Origin of the sequence: Ectothiorhodospira variabilis, assembly GCF_022227625.1 — a bacterium.
Taxonomy (GTDB): domain Bacteria; phylum Pseudomonadota; class Gammaproteobacteria; order Ectothiorhodospirales; family Ectothiorhodospiraceae; genus Ectothiorhodospira; species Ectothiorhodospira haloalkaliphila.
In genome coordinates, this window is the sequence record NZ_JAJNAO010000012.1 from 58,851 (window position 1) to 78,500 (window position 19,650).

Genomic DNA, 19,650 nt, shown 5'->3' on the forward strand with positions numbered 1-19,650 from the left:
ACGATTCGCGCCGACGTTGGCAAGGGGGAGAAAAGGGGGACAGACCCCTGTTTTCAGGAAAAGGGGTCTGTCCCCTTCGGCTCTTTCTTGCCGCAGGAGGCGGCTGCGGCGCAGCTGCAGCAACCGGAGGCGCAGCCGGCGCCTTCTTCCTTGGGGGGGCCGAACTCCGGGTGGCGCTGGGCAAAGCGGCGGGCGGCGTGCTGGACCAGTACCCAGCCGGTGAAAAGGGCGAAGATGATCAGAAAGGCGACCAGGTACTGGATCATGCGCAATCAGCCCCCCAGGCCCGCGAAGCCCATGAAGGCCAGGGACAGGATACCCGCCAGCATCAGGCTCATGGCGGCGCCCCGGGCGATGGAGGGCACGTCCGCCAGTTCCAGCTTCTCCCGCAGGCCGGCCATCAGCACGATGGCCAGGATGAAGCCGGCCCCCGCACCCAGGCTGTAGAACACCGACTGCACGAAGTTGTACTCATAGTTGGTCTGAAACAGGGCCACACCCAGGATGGCGCAGTTGGTGGTGATCAGCGGCAGAAAGATGCCCAGCGCCTGGTACAGGGGCGGGCTGTACTTTTTGATGATCATCTCCACCAACTGCACCGCCGAGGCGATCACCGCGATATAGGCGATCAGTCGCAGGAATTCCAGGTCAAAATGGGTGAGCACCTCGTTGATCAGCCAGGCGGAGACCGAGCTGATCAGCATCACGAAGGCCGTGGCCATGCCCATGGAAAAGGCCGTGGTGAGCTTGCCGGACACCCCCAGCAACGGGCAGATCCCCAGGAACAGGGCCAGCACGAAGTTGTTGATGATGGCCGCATTCAAAAAGATGAAGGCAATGGAATCAGCGTGCATGAGCAGCAGCCTCCCCGGTGCCGGCAGCGGCACGTTTGATCTGTCTTTCCTTGATCCAGGCGAACAGCAGCAGCCAGACACCCAGGACGAAGAACCCGCCCGGCGGCAGCAGCATGATCACCCAGGGCTCGAAGGCCTCACCAAAGACCGGGATGCCCAGCAGCGTGCCGGAACCCAGCAACTCACGCACCGAACCCAGGCACAGCAGGGCGAGGGTGAACCCCAGCCCCATGCCCAGACCATTGATCAGGGTGCCGCTGAGCCGGTTGCGGGAGGCGAAGGCCTCGGCGCGACCCAGGATCATGCAGTTGGCCACGATCAGCTGGATGAAGGCGCCCAGAGCGTTGTAGATCTCCAGGCTGATGGCGTGGATCAGGTAGTCCACCACAGTCACGAAGGTGGCGATGATCACGATATAGGACGCGATCCGCACCTCCTTGGGGATGTGGTGGCGCAGCACCGAGATCAGCGCATTGGAGCACAGCAATACGAAGGTGGTCGCCAGGCCCATGGCCAGGGCGTTGGCCACGGAATTGGTGACCGCCAGCACCGGGCACATGCCCAGCAGCATGACGAACACCGGATTTTCCTTCCAGATACCACTCAGGAAGGTATCCATGGTGATCGGTTTCTTGTCTGTCTTGGCCGCCATGGGTTAGTCCTGGATATCCTGTTCAAAGGCCGCCCAGTGGGGGGCCAGTTCCGGCAGCAACCCGTCGGCGCTGCGGTGAATCATGCTGCCGATGGCCTCCGCGGAGATGGTGGCTCCGGTGATGCCATCGATCTCCCAGGGGTGCTCGGCAGCGCCCGGGGCCACCGTGCGGATGCGGTTGGCCAGGCCCGAGCCGTCGGCCGCCAGGCGGGCATCCAGACGCTCGAAATTGGCCACGAAGGCGGGGTCGGTCTCGATCTTGTCACCCAGCCCCGGGGTCTCGCGGCTCTCCAGCACGGTCATGCCCACCACGCATTCGCAGGCGGGGTCATAGCCGTAGAGGATGCGGATGATGTCCGCATAGCCACGCCCGGAAGCCTCCAGGGCCACGCCCTTGAAGCTGCCTTCCGCATCGAAACCGGCATGAATGGTACGACCGGGACCGGGGGCCTCTCCCGCAGGGAAGACACCCTCGTCGGTGAGCACGAACTCACGCCTTTCCCATGCGCCGGGGATGACTTCCAGCACCGCCCGCTCCAGGGCAATACGGTGGTTCTCGGCAATATAGGGCCGGGTGAACTCCACCACGCTCACCACCATCAACCCGGAAAACAGGGCGATCAGCCCCAGGGTGCCGATGAGCTTGATGCTGGAGGTGGGCGCCGGTCTTTGCGGTTCCGCCGATGCCGTGGTGCTCATGACTGACTCCGTTTGCGGGTTCCGTAGGGTCGGGGTTGGGTCATGCGCTCGATCAGGGGTGACATGGCGTTACCCAGCAGGATGGCGTACATGATCCCCTCGGGCAGGCCGCCGAAGAAGCGGATGATCACTGCCAGAAAGCCGATCAGCAGACCGTAGATCCAGAGCCCGGACCGGGTCACCGGCGAAGCCACCATGTCGCTGGCCATGAAAAAGGCCCCCAGCATCAGGCCACCGGAAAACAGCACGAACCAGGGCGTGGGATAAAACTCCGGATCGATGGCATAGAACACCGCTGCCGTCAGGAAGGCCCCGCCCAGCACCGCCGCCGGGATGCGCCAGTTCATCATGCGCCGGGCGATGAGATACAGCCCGCACAGCAGGATGATGATGGCCGAGGTCTCGCCCGCGGAACCGGAGACCATGCCGCTGAGCAGATCCCAGGTGTCGGTGTGAATGCCCTGGAACTTCCACTCCCCCAGCGGCGTGGCCGTGGTGAAGGCATCCACCGAAGCCGGCGTCGTGAAGGGCGCGGCCAGCGTGGAGGGCAGGAATTCGGTGAACCGATCCGGGTGGAAGGGCACCGTCCAGGTGGATACCGATACCGGGAAGGCCGCCTGGGCAAAGGCCCGACCGATCAGCGCCGGGTTGAACAGGTTGAAGCCCAGACCACCGAACATGGCCTTGCCCAGGCCGATGCCGATGAACCCGGACAGGGCCGCCATCCACAAGGGGAAGGACGGCGGCAACGTCAGGGCCAGCAGCAGGCCGGTGATCACCGCACTGTAATCGGACACGGTGCCGGGCCGCCGGGACAGCTTGTTGAACAACTGCTCGGTGGCCACGCAGGTGACCGTGGTGGTGATCATCAGCGCCAGGGCACTGATGCCGAACAGATACACCGAGAAGCCGCAGATGGGCAGCAGCGCCAGCACTACGTTGCGCATGATCTGCTCAACGCTGCCGGCCTGTTTCAGGTGCGGCGAGGTCTTGAGTTCAATACGCAGCGGTGTCACGAAATACGCTCCCGATTCAGGGCCTTGGCGATACGGAAGTACTGCACCAGCGGGATGTTGGATGGGCACACGTAGGCGCACGAGCCACACTCGAAGCAATCACTCAGGTGCAGACGTTCCTGCATGGTTTCGTATTGCCGCTTGGCGGCCATGCGCCCCAGATCCGAGGGGTTGAGTCCCACGGGGCAGGCATCCACGCAGCGACCACAACGGATGCAGGGATGCACTCGCGCAGCCTCCGAGCCCGGCTCCACCTCCGGGAGCACCACCAGCCCTGAGACACTTTTAGTGACGGGCACATCCAGCGAGGACACGGTGTTCCCCATCATGGGCCCACCCAGGATGAGATGACTGGCATCCTCGCCCTGGAAGCCCACCTGTTCCAGCAGGTAACGCATGGGCGTGCCCACCGGCAACAGGTAATTGCCCGGTCGCTGCACGCCCGGACCCGCCACAGTGATCACTCGCTCGATGAGGCCCTCGCCGGCCGGCAACAATCGACCGATCTGGGACATGGTCCCCACGTTGTTCACCACCGCGCCCACATGGTAGGGGAACCCGCCGGAAGGCACTTCCCGGTTCAGCAGGGCCTTGATGAGCATCTTCTCCGAGCCCTGGGGATACTTGGATCTCACCACCCCCACGGAGATCACATCATCCTTGCCCAGCCGCTCCCGCAAGGCCTTGATGGCGTCGGGCTTGTTGTCCTCCACGCCGATGATGGCCCGTTCGGCCCCCACCGCCCGCATGGCCAGGCGAACACCGGTGATCACATCATCGGTGTACTCCAGCATGATGCGGTGATCGGTGGTCAGGTAGGGCTCGCATTCACAGCCGTTGACCACCAGGGTGTCCACCGCGTGCCCCTTGGGCACGGACAACTTCACATGGGTGGGAAACGCGGCGCCGCCCTGCCCCACCAGACCCGCATCTTGAATGGCCTGGGCGATCTCCCGGCGCGAGGCCTGCATCAGATCGCTGCGGGGCTTGGCACAACGCACCGCCTGACTGTCGCCCGGCATGGTGCGGATGATGATGGCCTCGCCCTTGGGCCCGCGGGCGGAAGGCATCAATTCAATGCCCTCCACCACGCCGGTCACCGGGGCATGCAGCGGCACGGACATGTCGCCGTCGGCCTCGGCAATGAGCTGACCGCGCAGCACCTCCTGGTGGCGACTGACCAGCGCTTTGGCCGGTTGGCCAAAGTGCTGCTGCAGCGGCACCACCATGCGAGGCGCAAACGCCAGACGCCGGATGGGCTGATGCTGGGTGTCTTCCTTCAGCTCCGGGGGATGAATCCCCCGGGGGAAGGTCAATCCCGTCAGGAATGACATGACGCCCATGATCAGTTGAACTTCGCGGCGCGCTTCATCAGCTTTTCAGCGTCCGGTTCCTGGGCATTGGCCGGGGTACCGGGATGCACCGCCAGGGCGGCACATTTCTCGGCGGCGCGGACGATATCCTTATAGGAACCCCCCTTGGGGTTCACCACCACAGCCTGCTTGTTGTCATCATAGGCGAACACCCCGGGGGCGATCTCCAGACACTCATCACAAGCGGTGCACTCGTTGGTTTCCACCCACACCGGCTCATATTCCCAGGCCATCGCACCGTTCCCGCCGTCGTTGGCCGGATTGGCCGCACCCTGGGGCACTGCCTGGGTCGAGGCCGGAGCCGCCCCTGCGGGCGCCAGAGCCGGTGCCTGGGCAGGGGCCGGCGCAGCGGACCCTTCCAGCGCAGCGGCCAGCTGCCCATTGCCTTCACCGCTGGCCAGGGACAACAGGGCGGCACTCAGGCGCTGCGCCATGTCGGTGCGGGTCTGCGCGGCCACGGCGTCGGCATCCACCACTTCGTGGTCCAGACCCAACAGGCCCTTGAGCTGCTTCCAGAAGTCGCGTCGCTCTTCAGCGGAACGCACCAGTTCCTCGGAGACCAGCACCCGGCCCAGACGATTCTTGTCATCCACGGTCCAGATGTAGGGGAAACGTCCTTCCCGCTCGTCTTCGCTCATGTCCAGGAACTCGTGCAGCGGCAGCATATCGTCGTTCCAAGTGTCCTGCGGGGCCTTGCGGAAGTGCTTCCGGAAGCGGCCTTCGGTCAGGGCGAAGTCGGCAAAGGTCATGGGCAATTCCAGGGTGCCCTCTTCGCCGTTCTCATCCTGATACTTCAGGGTGTAGGTGGGCCAGTCGGCATCCATCGCCGGGTTGCCTTCCAGATCGGAGCACTCACGGAAGGTCACGCCGCGATCCGGGTTGTAACGGAACAACGGATAGGCGCGGGACTCCACCGCCAGCTTGGACTGGGCGAAGGCCACATCGTCACCCACGCCATGTTCCGGCGGGCACACGGCATACACGTTGAACATGGCCGGACGACGGCTGTTCAGGCCCTCGATGAAACTCTCCAGCAGGTGGGTCACGTTGGAGATGGCGCCCTGCATCACATAGCTGGTGCGATGGGCCATGCCGATCAGGCTGATCTCCTTACGGGTTTCCTCCTTACCCTTCCAGGCCTTGCCATAGGGGGCCATGTCGGACACCTGGCTGATGAAGCCGGAGGTACAAGCCTGGCCACCGGTATTGGAGTACACCTGGGTATCCAGCACCAGCACCTTGATGGGCATGCCGGACATCAGGGCACGGGACAGGTTCTGGAAGCCGATGTCGTACATGGCACCGTCGCCACCGATACCCACCACCGGCGGGCAGAGGTGGAATTCCTCATCGCTGAACTGCTCCCAGTTGAACTGGGAGAAGAAGGGCTCGTGCTCCAGCGGGTCATACTTGCCGGCCAGTTCCAGCTCGGCCTGGCGAATCGCCTTGAAGCCCTCGGCCATCTTGGCCATGTGGCCTTCGAAGATACCCATGGCCATGGACGGGGTGTCCTGGAACAGGTGGCTGGCCCAGGGGAACGGATAGGGGCTGTAGGGGAAGGTGGAACCCCACACGGAGGTACAGCCAGTGGCGTTGATCACGCCCATCTCGGTGCGACCGCGACCGGAGGGGCCTTCCAGATAGCGCCAGCGCAGGTCCTTGAGCTTGGCCAGCACGCCGCTGGTCCACTGCAGCCAGTCCGGGTCCAGGGTGTGACCGCCGCCGGCATCCAGGGCGGTGGACAGGCGGGCCAGGGTCAGATCCTTGTCGGCATGCTCGCCGATCACCTGATTCACGGCCTGCACGTTGGACAGATCCATGCCTTCGGCCAGCTTGAGGCGCACATGCTGTTCCAGACGCTCGATGAGATCATCCAGCTTCTTGACCTGCGCCTTCACGCGCGGCTGCATCAGGGCCGTGACGGTGGCGGTGAACAGGTGCACGGTGGTCTTTTCACCGCAACCCAGGCAGGCGGAATCGCCGCAGTTCATGGAGCCGTAGGCCTTCTTGTCCAGCAACAGGGTCTCCAGGGCGCCGATCCCTTCGTCCAGATCCTCAATGCGGATGAAGTCCGGGCGGGTGGTGGGCAGATCCATCCAGAAGTCCCAGTTGCGACGCATGGTGTCCACGCTTTCCGGGGTCTGGGGAGTCACCACCAGAGCGTCTTCCTCACAAATTTCCACACATTCCATGCAGCCCTTGCAGGTGTAGGGGTTGAGGGTCAGGGAGAACAGGCCGCCGCTGCCCTTGGCGCGTTTTTCCAGGGCGCCGAAATAGGGCTTGGTCACGGCAAACTGGAAGTCACCAATGGAATTCTTCAGCCAGCCCAGCTCTTCTTCCAGCTTGACCTTGTCATCACCAGCCAACTCGGTTTCTGCCAGCAGATGGGTGATGGCAAAGTCCAGTTCGGCGCGCACATCGGCGCCGTCGCCGGCCTGGGTCAGGGCATTGCGCAGGCGCTTTTCCAGATCCCGCACGGCGCGGCGCAGGTGACGGGTGGGTTTGCCACCGATCTCGATGCGACGCACGGCGGTGTCGAACACCTCACCGATGGTGTTGGTCAGGCCGGGGATGGCGCTGTCCGGGCACACGGTGTAGCAGTCGCCGCAGGCAGTGCACTTCTCGGGCTTCCATTCCGGGTAATCGAAACGGATCTGGGTCATATCCCGGTAGATGCCGGTGGATGCCGGGATCATGGACTGGGCGATGAAGGGGTCTGCCAGGTTGTCGTTGCCCTGACCGGACACATAGAAGCTGCCGGTCTGCTCCCAGAAACGATGGATATCGGAACTGGCCATGGAGGACTGGGGCATGCGCTTGAGCATCACCGGCATATCCGGCACGCGAATCTGGTCGGAGGCGATGGCGCCCTGGGTGACCACCTTGTCGGTGACTTCGGTGAGTTCTTCGAAGCCGCGACGTACCACGCGCAGGTTGTCCTGCACCACGCGGGCACCCTTGCCGCCGAACTTGTCCTGCAGCTGCTCTTCAATGGCCTTGAACAGGGTTTCTTCGGTCAGACCACGACGCTTCATCACCGGAGAGGCGGCGAAGAAGGCGCCCTGGAAGGCGATGCCCTGCATGCGGAACTGCAGGTCGGCGTTGGAGGCCTCGTCACGGGCGATCTTGAAGGCATCCACGTAGAAGACGCGGATCTCGTTCTCGATCACATAGCGCTGGGCGGCGGGCGGGAAGCTCTGCCAAACGGCTTCCTGGCTCTCCAGGCTGGACTGGATGATGAACGCACCGCCCTTGACCAGACCGGCCAGCGGATCGGAGTGGTCGAACACATTCGGGTCCGGCGAGAGCACCACGTCCACGGTCTTGAGCTCATTGCTCACACGGATGGGTTCGGGCGCAGCAGCCAGATAATAGGTGGTGGGCTGCCCCTTCTTCTCGGAACCGTACTTGGGGTTGGCCTTGATGTGGAAGTCCAGCAGGTCGAACAGGGTCATGGCCAGGTTCTTGCCGGTGGTCATGGCCCCCCAGCCGCCCACGGAGTGCAGGCGCACTGCAATGGCCTCGTCGGGCATCAGGCTCGGGTTTTCGGAGCCGCGCAGGGCCAGCTGGCGCACCTTGGGATAGGCCTCTTCCACGGCCTGCTGGTGCAGTTCCTGCTTCGGGCTGGCCGCCTTGTCGCGGATGAAGTCCACCGACAGGTAGAAGAAGGTGCGCTGGCTGCCGTTGGGCAGCATGTTTTCCACGGCGGCGATCAGACCCTCGGGCTGCAGGTCGCGGGACCCCAGGCCATAGGCACCGGAGTACATACGCGGGATGTCGCTGCTGCGGTAGGACGGATACTCGGCGTAAGGCATCACCTTGCCCGCCACGCCATTTTCGATGGCCTTGCTCACGGCGGAGCGGGTCTCGCGCATCAGGGGCAGGTCTTCCGCCAGGGGCTGATCGGTCCGCTCCAGCACGGCCACGCCCTTGCGACCCTTGAGCAGGTCAGCCAGCAGCGCACCGGGGAAGGGACGGAACATGGTGATGTTCACCACGCCCAGCTTGATGCCACGGGTTTCACGCAGATAGTCGGCCACAGCCTCGGCGGTGGCCACCATGCTACCCTGCCCCACGATCAGGTAGTCGGCGTCGTCGGTGCGATAGCCCTGAGCGCGGTTATAGCGACGGCCGGTGAGCTGGTAGAACTCTTCCATGCACTGATCGGTCAGCTCGGCCACGTGATCGTAGAAGTAGGGGCGCTGAGCCGCCACCTGCTGCATGTAGGAATCCTGGTTTTGCAGGGCACCGGAAACCATGGGGTTGTCCACGTCCCAGGTGGCAGGAATGCGGCGACGCTTTTCGCCGTAGATCATGCGCTGCGCGGGCGTGGGGCAGTCGATCATGTCGTCGGGGCGGCCCAGGAACTCGGCAATCAGTTCCCGCTCCGGCACCTTCATGGATTCGATCAGGTGAGTGGTGAGGAAGCCGTCCTGACCCACGATGCCGGGGTTCAGGGCCAGCTCGGCCACCTTATGGGAAATGATGTTCAGGTCCGCGGCTTCCTGGGCATTCTTGGCGAAGACCTGGAAGAACCCGGTGTCATCCACGCAGTGGTAGTCATCGTGGGAGGCGTGCACGTTCAGTGCGGCCTTGGTAATGGCGCGGCAGCCGACATTGAGGATGTAGGGCAGGCGCTTGCCGGCGGCGGCGTACAGGGATTCGTGCATGAACGCCACGCCCTGGGCCGAGGAGAAATTGATGGCGCGCATGCCGGTCATGGCCAGGCCGGCGGTGACGGCGGCAGCAGCGTGCTCGGATTCCGGCTCGATGAACACCAGGGAACGGTCGGAGATGTTCACATGGCCCTTGGAGACCTCTTCCGCCCACATCTCCCCCATCTGGGTGGAAGGGGTGATAGGGTAAGCACCGGCGGCGTCCGAGGACTCCCGCTCACAGTGGATCACCGCCGTGTTGCCATCCATGGCCGCCCGGGTACCCGTGTATTTGAAATCCTGCGATGGCTTGCGCTTGAAGATCATGGTCGCTCTCCTGCCGGCCTGGGGCCGTTACGTTTTGTAATTCGGTGTCTTCGCCGTTCCGTGCGGGGAATGCCAAAGGGCCGGTCGTCTCGAATCGACCGGCGGAGCTCCGTTCTGCGCCGCCTTATACGCGGGGCAGGGGCTCCATGCGTGGCAGGGGCTCCTTGCGGGTAACCTTGCGGGCGCCCGACCCCTTGCGGGGCTCGGCCCCTTCCAGCCATACGATGGCACCGGTGGGGCAGCGCTGGATGGCCACGGGGGAGGCCAGGGCGTTTTTGGTGTAGTCGATCACGGCCAGGTTCTGCTCCATGCGGATCAGCCCCTCGGGGGCGTCGATGGCGCAGCGGCCACAGGCGGTGCACACCACCTGACAATGGGCCATGGCTTCGTCCTGGGGGTCCTGGTTGAGGCAGTTGACCCACAGGCGATGGCTTTCGGGTTGAAGGCTGAACAGATTCTTGGGGCAGATGTCGACGCAATCATTGCAACCGGTGCATTTGTCGACATCCACGATGGGCAGGCCATGCCGGTTCAGGTGGATGGCGTCGAAATCGCACACGGCCTCGCAGTCGCCCAGACCCAGGCAACCCCAGCTGCAGCCCTTGCCGCCGCCAGCCACGATGGCGGCGGCGCGGCAGGACTTGAGGCCCTGGTAGCGGGCGCGGGTGGCCGCCACGTGGGAACCGCCCGCGCAGGCCAGACGGGCGATGTTACGCTCCTGATCGCCCATCTCCACACCCAGAAAATCGGCGATTTTCTGGTTCATTTCCTCGGCATTCGGGGTGCATCGAGCAGGATCGATACGGCGCTGCACCAGCGCCTCGGCAAACGAACGGCAGCCGGCCTCGCCACATGCACCGCAGTTGGCGCGCGGCAGCATGTCTTCAATCTCGTCGATGCGCGGGTCTTCAAAGACGTACAGGCGACGGTTGGCGATGGCCAGAATACCGGCCAGCAACACGCCCAGGGACGCCATGAAACCACTTGCCAGTGCGATTTGTAAGGTTGAGGAAGTCACGATCAATCCGGTACCCGATGGGATCACTCACTTTTTGTGCAGTGAACAATTGATGACAAAAAGTACCCTGCACAAACTGTGGGGTCAAGCAATTAAAGGACAAAAGGCGGTTTCGGGGCGGGATGTGGTGACACTTATTGCGGGTTCGCAACGGGCTGATGGGAGGGACTGGGACTGGGGAGTGGGAGGTGGGAGCGGCCCTCGGCCGCGAATGGCTGAGTCTTCGGCCGCCGCCCCGGCCTGAGATCGGAGTGGACCTCGGGGGGACCGGGTTCCTTCCAGCGGGACGCCGTGAATACATCCATGTAGGCTCTGCAGCCGCTTCCTGCGGCTGAAGCCCGCTTACAGGAACCCGCTCCCCCCGAGGCCCGGACACATCGGAGTCTTTTTCGAAAGGCCATTCGCGGCCGGGGGCCACTCCCAGAGGGGGATCTCACGGGCAGACACAGGAAGGACTGGGGACGAGGGGCCGGGGCTACAGCTTGCGCACGCACTCCAGATAGGCCGCCTCATCCGGTGGACGACCAAAGCGCTGGGCCTCCCAGAGGGCCGTACCCAGACATTCCATCATGGCGTGTTCTGCCTCATGGGCACCCAGGCGACGCACCAGGCCCTGATAGGCCTTGGCGATGCCCGTCGGACGATCCATAGCCACCTGATCCCGGATGGCCAGGTGCATGCCCATGTGCAGGAACGGATTGGTGACACCTTGCTCCACCGTGAACTCGGCGGCCTTGGCGGCCTCCGCGTCCTGGACCTGGGCGTGATACTCGGGGTGCTCCTGCACCAGTTGGGCAATCTGGCGTTCCAGGGGCTCCAGGGGCTCCCCGGCCTGGTGCTTGCGCCAAGCCTGGCAATACATGGCGCGCAACTGATCGCGATTCTGGTTGGCAAACATCCAGGGACCTCAGAGGGAAGGGCTGTGCCGATGGGAATAGGTGTTACTGGTTGATCCAGCGGCCCTGGGCGTCCCGACAGGCGGTACCGGTAATGCGCTCCTGGGAGCCGTCGATATTGCCGATGACCGTGTATTCACGGCAATCACGGCCACCACTCTGGAACGTATTGGTGGGCGTGGCCTGAAAGCTATGACCGGTATTGGGGTTTTGCCAGGACGTGGAGCGGTTGTCCGGCTGGCGCTCCAGGGTATTGGACAGCCGGGCCCGATCCACTTCATCCATGGTGCGACCAATGGAACCGCCGATGGCCGCCCCGGCCAGCGTGCCGGCAATGATGGCCGCCGTGCGCCCGGTGCCACCGCCAATCTGACTCCCCAGCACTCCGCCCAGGGCCCCGCCCACCACCGCGCCGGTCTGCTCCTGGGTGGGGCCGGTGGCACAGCCGGCAAGACCGATGAAAGCCGCCGCGCAGATTGCAGTGGCAAAGCGTTTAAGGGAAGTCATCACGAAAACTCCTTGGGCAGAAAGGGCGGCCAGGGCCCGACCGGCCCACAGACTAACAAAAGCGACACATATCTGTATGGATTTGATCCCCCTTTTGTGGGGTGGTTCCGACCTTCAGGCTTGAACTCGGGAAGGGGCCGAGCGATGATTGCGGGTATGTCCATGCGCAGGGAAGCCATGCCATGTATCGTTCAGCCAGCGGTCTGTCCGACACGGAAGTGCATTTCTTTGACGACTCCGACACGGTCACCATCCATCGGGGCGGCAGCCTCTCCTGGCGCACCCATAATCCTGGCCTGCTTGGCCTGGGCCCGGTGGCCCAGGATCACGGAGCCATCGGCATTGCCCAGGGCGTGCCGGTCTTCCCTTCACTGGAACACGGGCGTCGCGCCCTGAGAGACTGGCTAGGGCGAGCCGAAACACGCCACCTCAGCATCGCCAGCCTGTACCGGCGCGTTGACCCCGACTGGCAATTGCCACCCTCGCACCCTGCTCGCCCATCCCACTGCCCGGACACGGGTCTGGAGGCGGAGCGCCCGGTCAGCTCCCTGAGCCCTCGCGAACGGGACACGGTGGCCCATGCCATCGAGCATCGACTGGGCATGGAGATCGGTTCCGTCCACCGCCAACCGCTGGCCACCCAGGAGGACAGCGCTACCCCGGCAACGTCCGGCGCCGGCGGCAACATCGCCATCAACGGCCGCAGCGCCGTGCATGCCGGCTCCCAGGGCCTGCTCACCAGCATCGATGTGTGCCTGACCAGGATCGGCAAGCGCTGCAAGCCCATCCCTTACACCAATGTGGCGGAAAGCCGGGATGCCACAGGCACCGCCGGCAGCGTATTCGTCAACGGTCATGCGGTGTGCCATCACCAGTCCCGATTCGCACGCAGCCGGGGTGACGAGGCCGGCAACTGTGGCGGCGTGCGCTCCCGTACCCGGCGCGGTTACGCGGAGTTCGTGGGCAGCTCAGGCAATGTGTTCTTCGAGGGCGTGCCGGCGGTGCGGCAGTTCGACCCCATGGTCTCCAACTGCCGCAACACCCCGCCTGCCTCCCTCATGCAACCGGGCTGCCGACAGGCGCAGGAACTGAATCCTGCAGTCTTCAATGAGCCTCCCCCGTTGCAGCAGACCCATGGGCTGCGGCTTGAGGTGGATCTGGACAGGGCTCTGGGGCGCGGACTGGAAGTGACAGCCCACCCGCGGGACGGCTCGGATGATGCGGTCGGCGCCTACCCGCGCCCCGTGAACAATCGTCGCGATGCTCACACCCTGCTGTTTACCGGTCTACCGGCACAGACGGTGGATCTGATGCTACCGCTGCACGATCCCCACCAGGGCATGTATCACGTGCCACTGGCTCGGGATGTGAGCGTTCGGCCCCGGGATGCGGACAACGACCCGACCCTGGAGGCGCATCGTCATGAACATCAACTGGTCGCGGTGGCTCTACGCCGCCCGTTGGATCTTCGAGGGATAGAGCATGACGTCATCCGACCCGGCTGCCGGGTCTATGTCTTTCGCGACGGCTACCTGTGGCGCGAGCTGGAGGCCGGTCCGGAAGGCAGCTGGCTGGAGGTGAATCTTGAGATCTGGCAGGGCAAGGATGACCGCCCGGCGCAATGCCCCCTGGGAGCACGCCTGCTGTTCCCGCATCGTATCGATGGAGAGACATTTGATTACCAACTGGCGCTGAGTGAGCCGCAGTGGACCTGGGCGCGGATCCAGGCTTTCGGAGGACTGGCGCCGGATGATCCCAGGAGGGTGCCCCGACCCTCCTCCGGCGGGCAGAATGTCACCCTTATACGATACTCAGGCTCGCTGGACACCCGTTGCATCCCGCTGAACCTGGGGCGCGAAGCAGTACGCATGGGCCGTCTCGGTCGCGCCGGTGAGCCCGGCGGCCGCCCCCGCCCTCTTCTGGCCTCGCAGCCCGAGCCCGCCGAGGCGCTGGAACTGCGGGACGTGAACGGCCTCATCACTGCCCTCCTCCCCGACCCACTGCAGCAAGCCCGGGATCTGCGCCAGTCCATGGACGCCTGCCTGGAAGATCTGGCCGAGGCGGAACAATCGGCCATAGACGGTGAACGCGCCCTGGGCACCCTGATCCAGCTCCTTATAGAGGTGCAACCCGACCTGCAGCGCCAGGTGGACGTACCCCGCATGAACCGCACGCTCAATGCCTGGGATCAGAAGGTGAAAGAAGCGGCCAGTCGTTTCCAGTCCCTGAACCGGGATCTGCTGTCGCTGCTGCAATCTCCCCACTACGCCCATGCCCTGGAGGACTACACCGAGAGCCCATGCCCGGACGACCGGGTCTTCGGCCTGCTCCAGTGGATTCACTGCATCCGCGACCTGGACAGCGAAACCTCCCTGCCTTACCTACGGTGTTTTCTCGACCCGGAAACCAACACCCTCCCCATCCTGGGTAACGACGACCCTGAAACCCGCCAGACCCTCATCGACTGGTCCACCGGCACCCAATGGCTGGACACCACCGAGCCACGCATGAAACCGCTTATGGAGATAGACCGGCTGCAACTGGCGACGTTCGCGCCGGATGCCCTGAACAGGCTGATCGATGCGCTGGCAGAGGCGGCGATGGACGAACAATCACAGCACATAAGACATGGCTTGGATAATGTGGCAACCTTGGCACACCGAATTGCGGGCATTGAACTCCATGTCCAGCACTTGCCTCTATCGAGTTTCCTGGGATTCACCTTAGATAAGCCACCTACTCGAGGCTTCCAACTCCGGCAATCTGAATTTATAGACATCCATAAAGAACTCCACCAAGTACATGTGCCTGTGCTAATGCCAACTGGCGCCTATAGTCTTGGCGACCTAAGTCGAATGATCCACAACAACCCCTCCTACCGGACGGCTTATGGGGCAACTTTAGGGCCTTTGCTACTTTTTAATCTTGGGCTCGCTCTTGGGGAAATGGGGCGGTCACAGACGGTTGCACATAACCTGCAGCTAGCCTCTCTATTTAGCACAGTAGCCGCTTTCGGCCTATCCGAGTTTCGATTCTGGTCAAATACTCGACAGTCGCTGCTTCCACAATATAGCGCACCAAACATCACTCAACCGAACCAAAGCGGTTACTCGCATAACATCTCAAGACAGCGAATTAAATCAAGCATATCAAACCATAGAGCGCACAAAAGACGCCAACGAAATTACCAAGCATCAGGACAACAAACCATACTCATAACGCTCACGAGATTTTCCGGCCTAATGGACATTGGTGCTGGTGCTACTTATATATTTGACGGACTCACAAAAGATAACAGAGGCGTCATACTAGGTGGCGCCTTAATAGTAGCTTCAGGTGTTGCCATATTAGGCGCTAACATTCTTGGTTTTAGCGCACTGACCGCATTACTTCTTGGCACAATGGGCAACCTAGTTGTTGCGAATCAAGATCGAACGAAGATCGCCCAAAGCTTATTTGAATCTAAGTTTGGAAAATCAGCAAAAAAAGAAATCAACCCCAAAAGCTGCACTCTATCGGCAACCGAAGATCAGCTGAAAAAAATCATCTCCATTATCCATGAGATCCATGCGCAAATAATCATGCATGACCTCACAACGCAAAAAAATGCTCATAACATACAAACTCACACAGGCCCGATACTACGCGAACCTGACTCGCCGGTACTCATTGAAATCAATATCCAGCTAACCGAAATCGCCTCATTTAGGGGCGCCATAGAGGTTGAAATCTCACTCAGATCTACCGGCTCCCAAATTCAAATCGCAGAAATGATGGTCATAGAAACCGACAGCCACGAAGCTCCGGTCAAAATCCGCCTATTCCACAAGACAACTATCCGCGAAATAGTTGCCGGAGTAAACGCAAAAATCATCCTGCGCCCGAACCGAAATGAACCAGATTTCAAAATCGACACTCAAGCTTCATGGCCTAGCCGAAACTCACGAAACAACAGGCTAAGTGAGGAGGAGTATCTACGTATACAGTCAACTTGGAGACCTACAGCTGAACTCACCCCTATAACAAAAAATACCGCATCGACGAACTAGAAAATGATCAACCTCACCTTAGCAAATGGAGAGCTTCTATTATGGCAGTCGCACGAGCATGGGTGGCATCACCTGTCCGCGAGCTATTTGAGAGAAGTAAGGTTACCCTTTCCCTAGACAACACCCAACCACCATTCCAAACTACACATTACGCTGAAGAGACAGAAAGGGAACGGTATTGGCCTGGACCTTCATGGCAGGAATCCGATACTCTGACTTATGGCTACCACTCTCTTGCCACGACGATTGGCACTCTAGGATTAGGCATGTCAGTAATAGCCTTCACCCTTCTCGTAACAATTAAACAACACCAATCAATAGCCATCGCAATATTATCCACACTAGCAATACCGATAGGCATCTTGATTTTTTGGCTATCAGGAATCTTCCCAGCCAACCGATTTATCGTATTTGATAGAGAGAGACAACTTGTTTACTTTACTCAGAGAACGCGAAACAAAATAGACTCATCAACTTGGACAGACTCTTCTTATCTTATCTATGATGAAAACCACGTTTACCGTCCTTACTCCTATTGCAACACCAAGGTGGCACTGATCCGCCCCCCTCATGATTTAATCAAAGATGGCGCACCACCTTCGCCAAAAGCCCACAAACTTATGGATCTAGACGGCAAACAATTTAGCCTATGGCATACTACTGAAGCAGAGGCAATCTACCGCTACATCGTCGCATTTATGACGGCACCCCCAACTGAAGGTCCAGCGGCGGAAGTGGCGAAGGCTGACCACGAGCTTTGCGATGAGCATTACGCCGGCAACTGGGACCTAATGCGCCGCATAGAAGGCTGGCGCTGGTACCGCCTCGACCCATCTAAACTGCCCGACCAACCCAACTGGATTCGCCACTCGGATGGGCGTTGGGAACGCACCGGGCCTGGGGTTAAGGCTTTGCGTCCCTGGTGGGACAACCTGATCAAACCGCGCCGTCCCGCCATCAATCAAAATACGCAAAACCCGGATACATGAACCCAGTGCCGGTGGATCGGCCTCGGAGAGGCGCCCAGTGTTCCCCGTGGCCTGGATGAGGCATCATATCCGCTCCGATGCACTGCACAGGTCTTGAGATCGCCATGGACATGCCAGAGCTGAAGATACGGTTGCCGGATTGGCTATTGGAGAGATTGAGTGGTGACTGGGTGCCGCTGCATGGGGATGAGGAGCAGATGCGCTTCGTGATCTCGCTGGCCCGCGAGAATGTCCGGCAAGGCAGCGGTGGACCCTTCGGGGCGGCGGTGTTTGATGCGGAGGGGCACCTGGTGGCGCCGGGGCTGAACCTGGTGACCAGCTGCCGTTGCTCCATCCTACACGCGGAAATGGTCGCCATGGCCCTGGCACAAAAGCGCCTCGACAATCACGACCTGAGCGATGGGGGGCATCTGCATCATACTCTGGTCACCTCGGCCGAACCCTGCGCCATGTGCCTGGGCGCCATCCCCTGGTCCGGGGTGTCCCGAGTGATCTGCGGCGCACGGGATGAGGATGTGCGCGAGATCGGCTTTGACGAAGGGGCCAAGCCCGACCATTGGGCAGACACCCTCACCAGGCGCGGCATCCAGGTACAACGGGACGTGTTGCGGCCCGAGGCCACCCAGATACTGCAGGCCTATGTGGAATCCGGGGGCGCGATCTATTGAACCGCGCCCTGAACGGGCGCCACAGGCTTTGACAGCCCCGCGCTAATCCGGACAATACCGACCACTGAATCACGCCGTGCGGTGCGACCCATCCCGCTTGCGGCAATCCGGGCGCCAATCATCACCGCCGCAACCTCTCGGACCCTCATCACCATGAAGATGCTCATCAAACCCCTGATCGTCCTGGGCCTGCTGGCCATGGCCATCGGCGTGTTCTACTCCCCCTATCATGCCGTGGATCAGATGCGGGAAGCCGCCGAGGCCCGGGATACCGAGCGCCTGTCGCGCTATGTGGATTTCCCGGCCGTGCGGGAGGACGTGCGCGAGAGCCTGAGCGATTCACTGTCCGGTGAACTCAACCGGGCCATGCGGGATAGCCCATTTGGCGCCATGGGCCTGGCCGTGGCCGATGCCCTGCTCAGGCCGCTGGTGGATGCCGTGATCTCCCCCACAGCGCTGGCCGCCATCCTGCGTGGCTACATGCCCGTGACTGATGGCACCGATGGTGTAGGACTGGAGGCACGGGACGATGTGCAGGTCTCCCTGCGCTATGAAGCCTTCGACCGTTTCGTGATCAGAATCGCCGCAGACAACGGCGAAGCCGTGGACATGGTGCTACACCGCCAGAATCTGTTCTGGTGGCGACTCTCCGCCCTGCGCCTGCCGCTCTGAGCCTGCTCAAGCCCCGTCAGGCACAGGCATCCATCAGGGTGCGCAGCCTGCGGGTCTTTTCCACCATGCGATAGGTGGAGCGATTGTTGTTGTAACGGGACACATGCATCAGCGGCACCCAGATGACCTGGTGAGACTCGTCATTGCCGGGGATGGGCATGTCGTCATCCATCTCCACCAGGAAGCGCACGTCGAAGTGTTCATGCCGCGGGCCGCGGGGGCTGGCGGGGATCACGTGAATGTCCAGGTCGAAGATGTCCCCGCTCACCAGGCGAATATGGGAAGGGTCAACGCCCGTCTCCTCGGAGGTCTCGCGCAGGGCCACCCGCAGGATATCGGCATCACCATCGGCATGGCCGCCGGGCTGGAACCACTGGCCGTGCTTGCGATGGTGCATCAGCAGCACCTGGCGCCGATCGGGGCTGACCACCCAGGCCGAGCCGGTCACATGCCCCGGCCAGAGATCACAGTGGAAGCAATCCTCGTGGGCATCCACAAAGGCACGGGCGCGATCCAGATGGGCCGACTCCTCGATGAAGCGCGTTTGATGGCGGGACAGGAGTCCCAGCAATTCCCGACGATGCATGACCAAGTCCCCTATGCTGGTGGCGTCGCTGAATTCAGATCCCGGCGGGGTTCTCGATGGCCGCCAGGGCCGCCTGTGCGGCCTCGTCCACATCCGCCTCACTGCCCGACAGTGTAAGCCTGCCAAAGGCGCCCACGGCACGCACGTCGATCAGGTTGATGCGGGCCGCCTTCTCGGCCTGGTTGGCGGCATACACCACGTAGCCTGCAGGCTGGGTTTCCAGGATGAACATGCTCTGACCGGGCAGGATCATGGAGCCGCGACGATTCTGGCGGTTGATGAGCACGCTGTGATCCGGGGTGATGCCGCGAATCACTTCCTGCCAGGCCACGCGACAGCTCTCCCGGTCCTCCTGGCGAGCGCCCAGCCGGGAGAGCAGCATGCGCCCGGCCTCGCGCACGTCGCTTTGATCCCGCTGGTGAATGACCATGGAGCCATAGGCCCGCTCCACCACTTGCTGCGCCAGACGCACCCGGGTTGCCTTCAAGGCCATATCGGTCAGCCGGTGTATGGCCATTCCCGGCGACACCTCGATCCACAGGCAGGCATCCCCCGGCACAGGTAAAAACCCCTGGGAAACGGTGGCCAGATATTCCGCAAGCTGCGGCTGCAGCGAGTCCATGAAGACGTAGGTTCGAAGCTTGATCATCCAGTGTACCGGGGTTGCGGGGCATGAGGAGCCGCATAAG

The 19,650-nt window shown here is 62.1% G+C and carries 16 protein-coding genes; 4 read left to right on the forward strand and 12 right to left on the reverse strand.

The window, feature by feature from the left end; all coding sequences use genetic code 11:
* Positions 1–53 precede the first annotated feature (53 nt).
* The 10 genes from LPW30_RS12130 to LPW30_RS12175 form a co-directional block, all read right to left on the reverse strand.
* Complete coding sequence (locus LPW30_RS12130) at positions 54–266, reverse strand: hypothetical protein (protein WP_026623883.1); 213 nt, start codon at positions 264–266, stop codon at positions 54–56.
* Positions 267–272: 6 nt separating this feature from the next.
* Positions 273–854: an electron transport complex protein RnfA gene (locus LPW30_RS12135; protein WP_025281756.1), complete on the reverse strand. Its 582-nt coding sequence runs from the start codon at positions 852–854 to the stop codon at positions 273–275.
* Positions 844–1,506 carry an electron transport complex subunit RsxE gene (rsxE, locus tag LPW30_RS12140; RefSeq protein ID WP_025281757.1) on the reverse strand — a complete coding sequence of 221 codons (663 nt, stop codon included), beginning with the start codon at positions 1,504–1,506 and terminating at the stop codon, positions 844–846. The genes LPW30_RS12135 and rsxE overlap by 11 nt, the downstream gene beginning before the upstream one ends.
* Positions 1,507–1,509: 3 nt before the next feature.
* Entirely contained in the window at positions 1,510–2,205 is a 696-nt protein-coding gene (locus LPW30_RS12145) for an RnfABCDGE type electron transport complex subunit G (protein WP_239680976.1), read from the reverse strand.
* The gene (locus LPW30_RS12150) at positions 2,202–3,221 is read right to left on the reverse strand and encodes an RnfABCDGE type electron transport complex subunit D (RefSeq protein ID WP_025281759.1); all 1,020 of its coding nucleotides are present in this window, start codon (positions 3,219–3,221) and stop codon (positions 2,202–2,204) included. Before LPW30_RS12150 ends, LPW30_RS12145 begins: the two co-directional genes overlap by 4 nt.
* The gene (gene rsxC / locus LPW30_RS12155) at positions 3,218–4,564 is read right to left on the reverse strand and encodes an electron transport complex subunit RsxC (protein ID WP_025281760.1); all 1,347 of its coding nucleotides are present in this window, start codon (positions 4,562–4,564) and stop codon (positions 3,218–3,220) included. Before rsxC ends, LPW30_RS12150 begins: the two co-directional genes overlap by 4 nt.
* Before the next feature lie 2 nt (positions 4,565–4,566).
* Positions 4,567–9,576: a 2-oxoacid:acceptor oxidoreductase family protein gene (locus LPW30_RS12160; protein ID WP_239680977.1), complete on the reverse strand. Its 5,010-nt coding sequence runs from the start codon at positions 9,574–9,576 to the stop codon at positions 4,567–4,569.
* 124 nt (positions 9,577–9,700) lie between these two features.
* Positions 9,701–10,552: an RnfABCDGE type electron transport complex subunit B gene (locus tag LPW30_RS12165; RefSeq protein ID WP_029762465.1), complete on the reverse strand. Its 852-nt coding sequence runs from the start codon at positions 10,550–10,552 to the stop codon at positions 9,701–9,703.
* Between the two features lie 517 nt (positions 10,553–11,069).
* Entirely contained in the window at positions 11,070–11,492 is a 423-nt protein-coding gene (locus LPW30_RS12170) for a DUF1841 family protein (protein ID WP_025281763.1), read from the reverse strand.
* A 43-nt stretch (positions 11,493–11,535) separates the two neighbouring features.
* Positions 11,536–11,997, reverse strand: a complete 462-nt coding sequence (locus LPW30_RS12175) for an RT0821/Lpp0805 family surface protein (RefSeq protein ID WP_025281764.1) — start codon at positions 11,995–11,997, stop codon at positions 11,536–11,538.
* Positions 11,998–12,179: 182 nt separating this feature from the next.
* On the opposite strand from LPW30_RS12175, the gene LPW30_RS12180 reads away from it, so the two are divergent.
* The 4 genes from LPW30_RS12180 to LPW30_RS12195 all read left to right on the forward strand — a co-directional run bounded on the left by LPW30_RS12180 (position 12,180) and on the right by LPW30_RS12195 (position 18,375).
* On the forward strand, positions 12,180–16,046 hold the full coding sequence (locus LPW30_RS12180) for a PAAR-like domain-containing protein (protein WP_239680978.1): 3,867 nt from the start codon (positions 12,180–12,182) through the stop codon (positions 16,044–16,046).
* Between the two features lie 41 nt (positions 16,047–16,087).
* Positions 16,088–17,035 (forward strand): hypothetical protein, encoded by a 948-nt coding sequence (locus LPW30_RS12185; RefSeq protein ID WP_239680979.1) that lies wholly within the window; start codon positions 16,088–16,090, stop codon positions 17,033–17,035.
* A 104-nt stretch (positions 17,036–17,139) separates the two neighbouring features.
* Positions 17,140–17,703, forward strand: a complete 564-nt coding sequence (locus LPW30_RS12190) for a nucleoside deaminase (protein ID WP_239680980.1) — start codon at positions 17,140–17,142, stop codon at positions 17,701–17,703.
* A gap of 153 nt (positions 17,704–17,856) precedes the next feature.
* Positions 17,857–18,375 (forward strand): DUF2939 domain-containing protein, encoded by a 519-nt coding sequence (locus tag LPW30_RS12195; protein ID WP_128571857.1) that lies wholly within the window; start codon positions 17,857–17,859, stop codon positions 18,373–18,375.
* A gap of 16 nt (positions 18,376–18,391) precedes the next feature.
* Here LPW30_RS12195 and LPW30_RS12200 read toward each other — a convergent pair whose 3' ends face one another.
* Together LPW30_RS12200 and LPW30_RS12205 are read right to left on the reverse strand one after the other, a co-directional pair.
* The gene (locus LPW30_RS12200; RefSeq protein ID WP_239680981.1) at positions 18,392–18,961 is read right to left on the reverse strand and encodes an NUDIX hydrolase; all 570 of its coding nucleotides are present in this window, start codon (positions 18,959–18,961) and stop codon (positions 18,392–18,394) included.
* A 34-nt stretch (positions 18,962–18,995) separates the two neighbouring features.
* Positions 18,996–19,610, reverse strand: a complete 615-nt coding sequence (locus LPW30_RS12205; protein ID WP_025280992.1) for a BMC domain-containing protein — start codon at positions 19,608–19,610, stop codon at positions 18,996–18,998.
* Between the last annotated feature and the right edge of the window lie 40 nt (positions 19,611–19,650).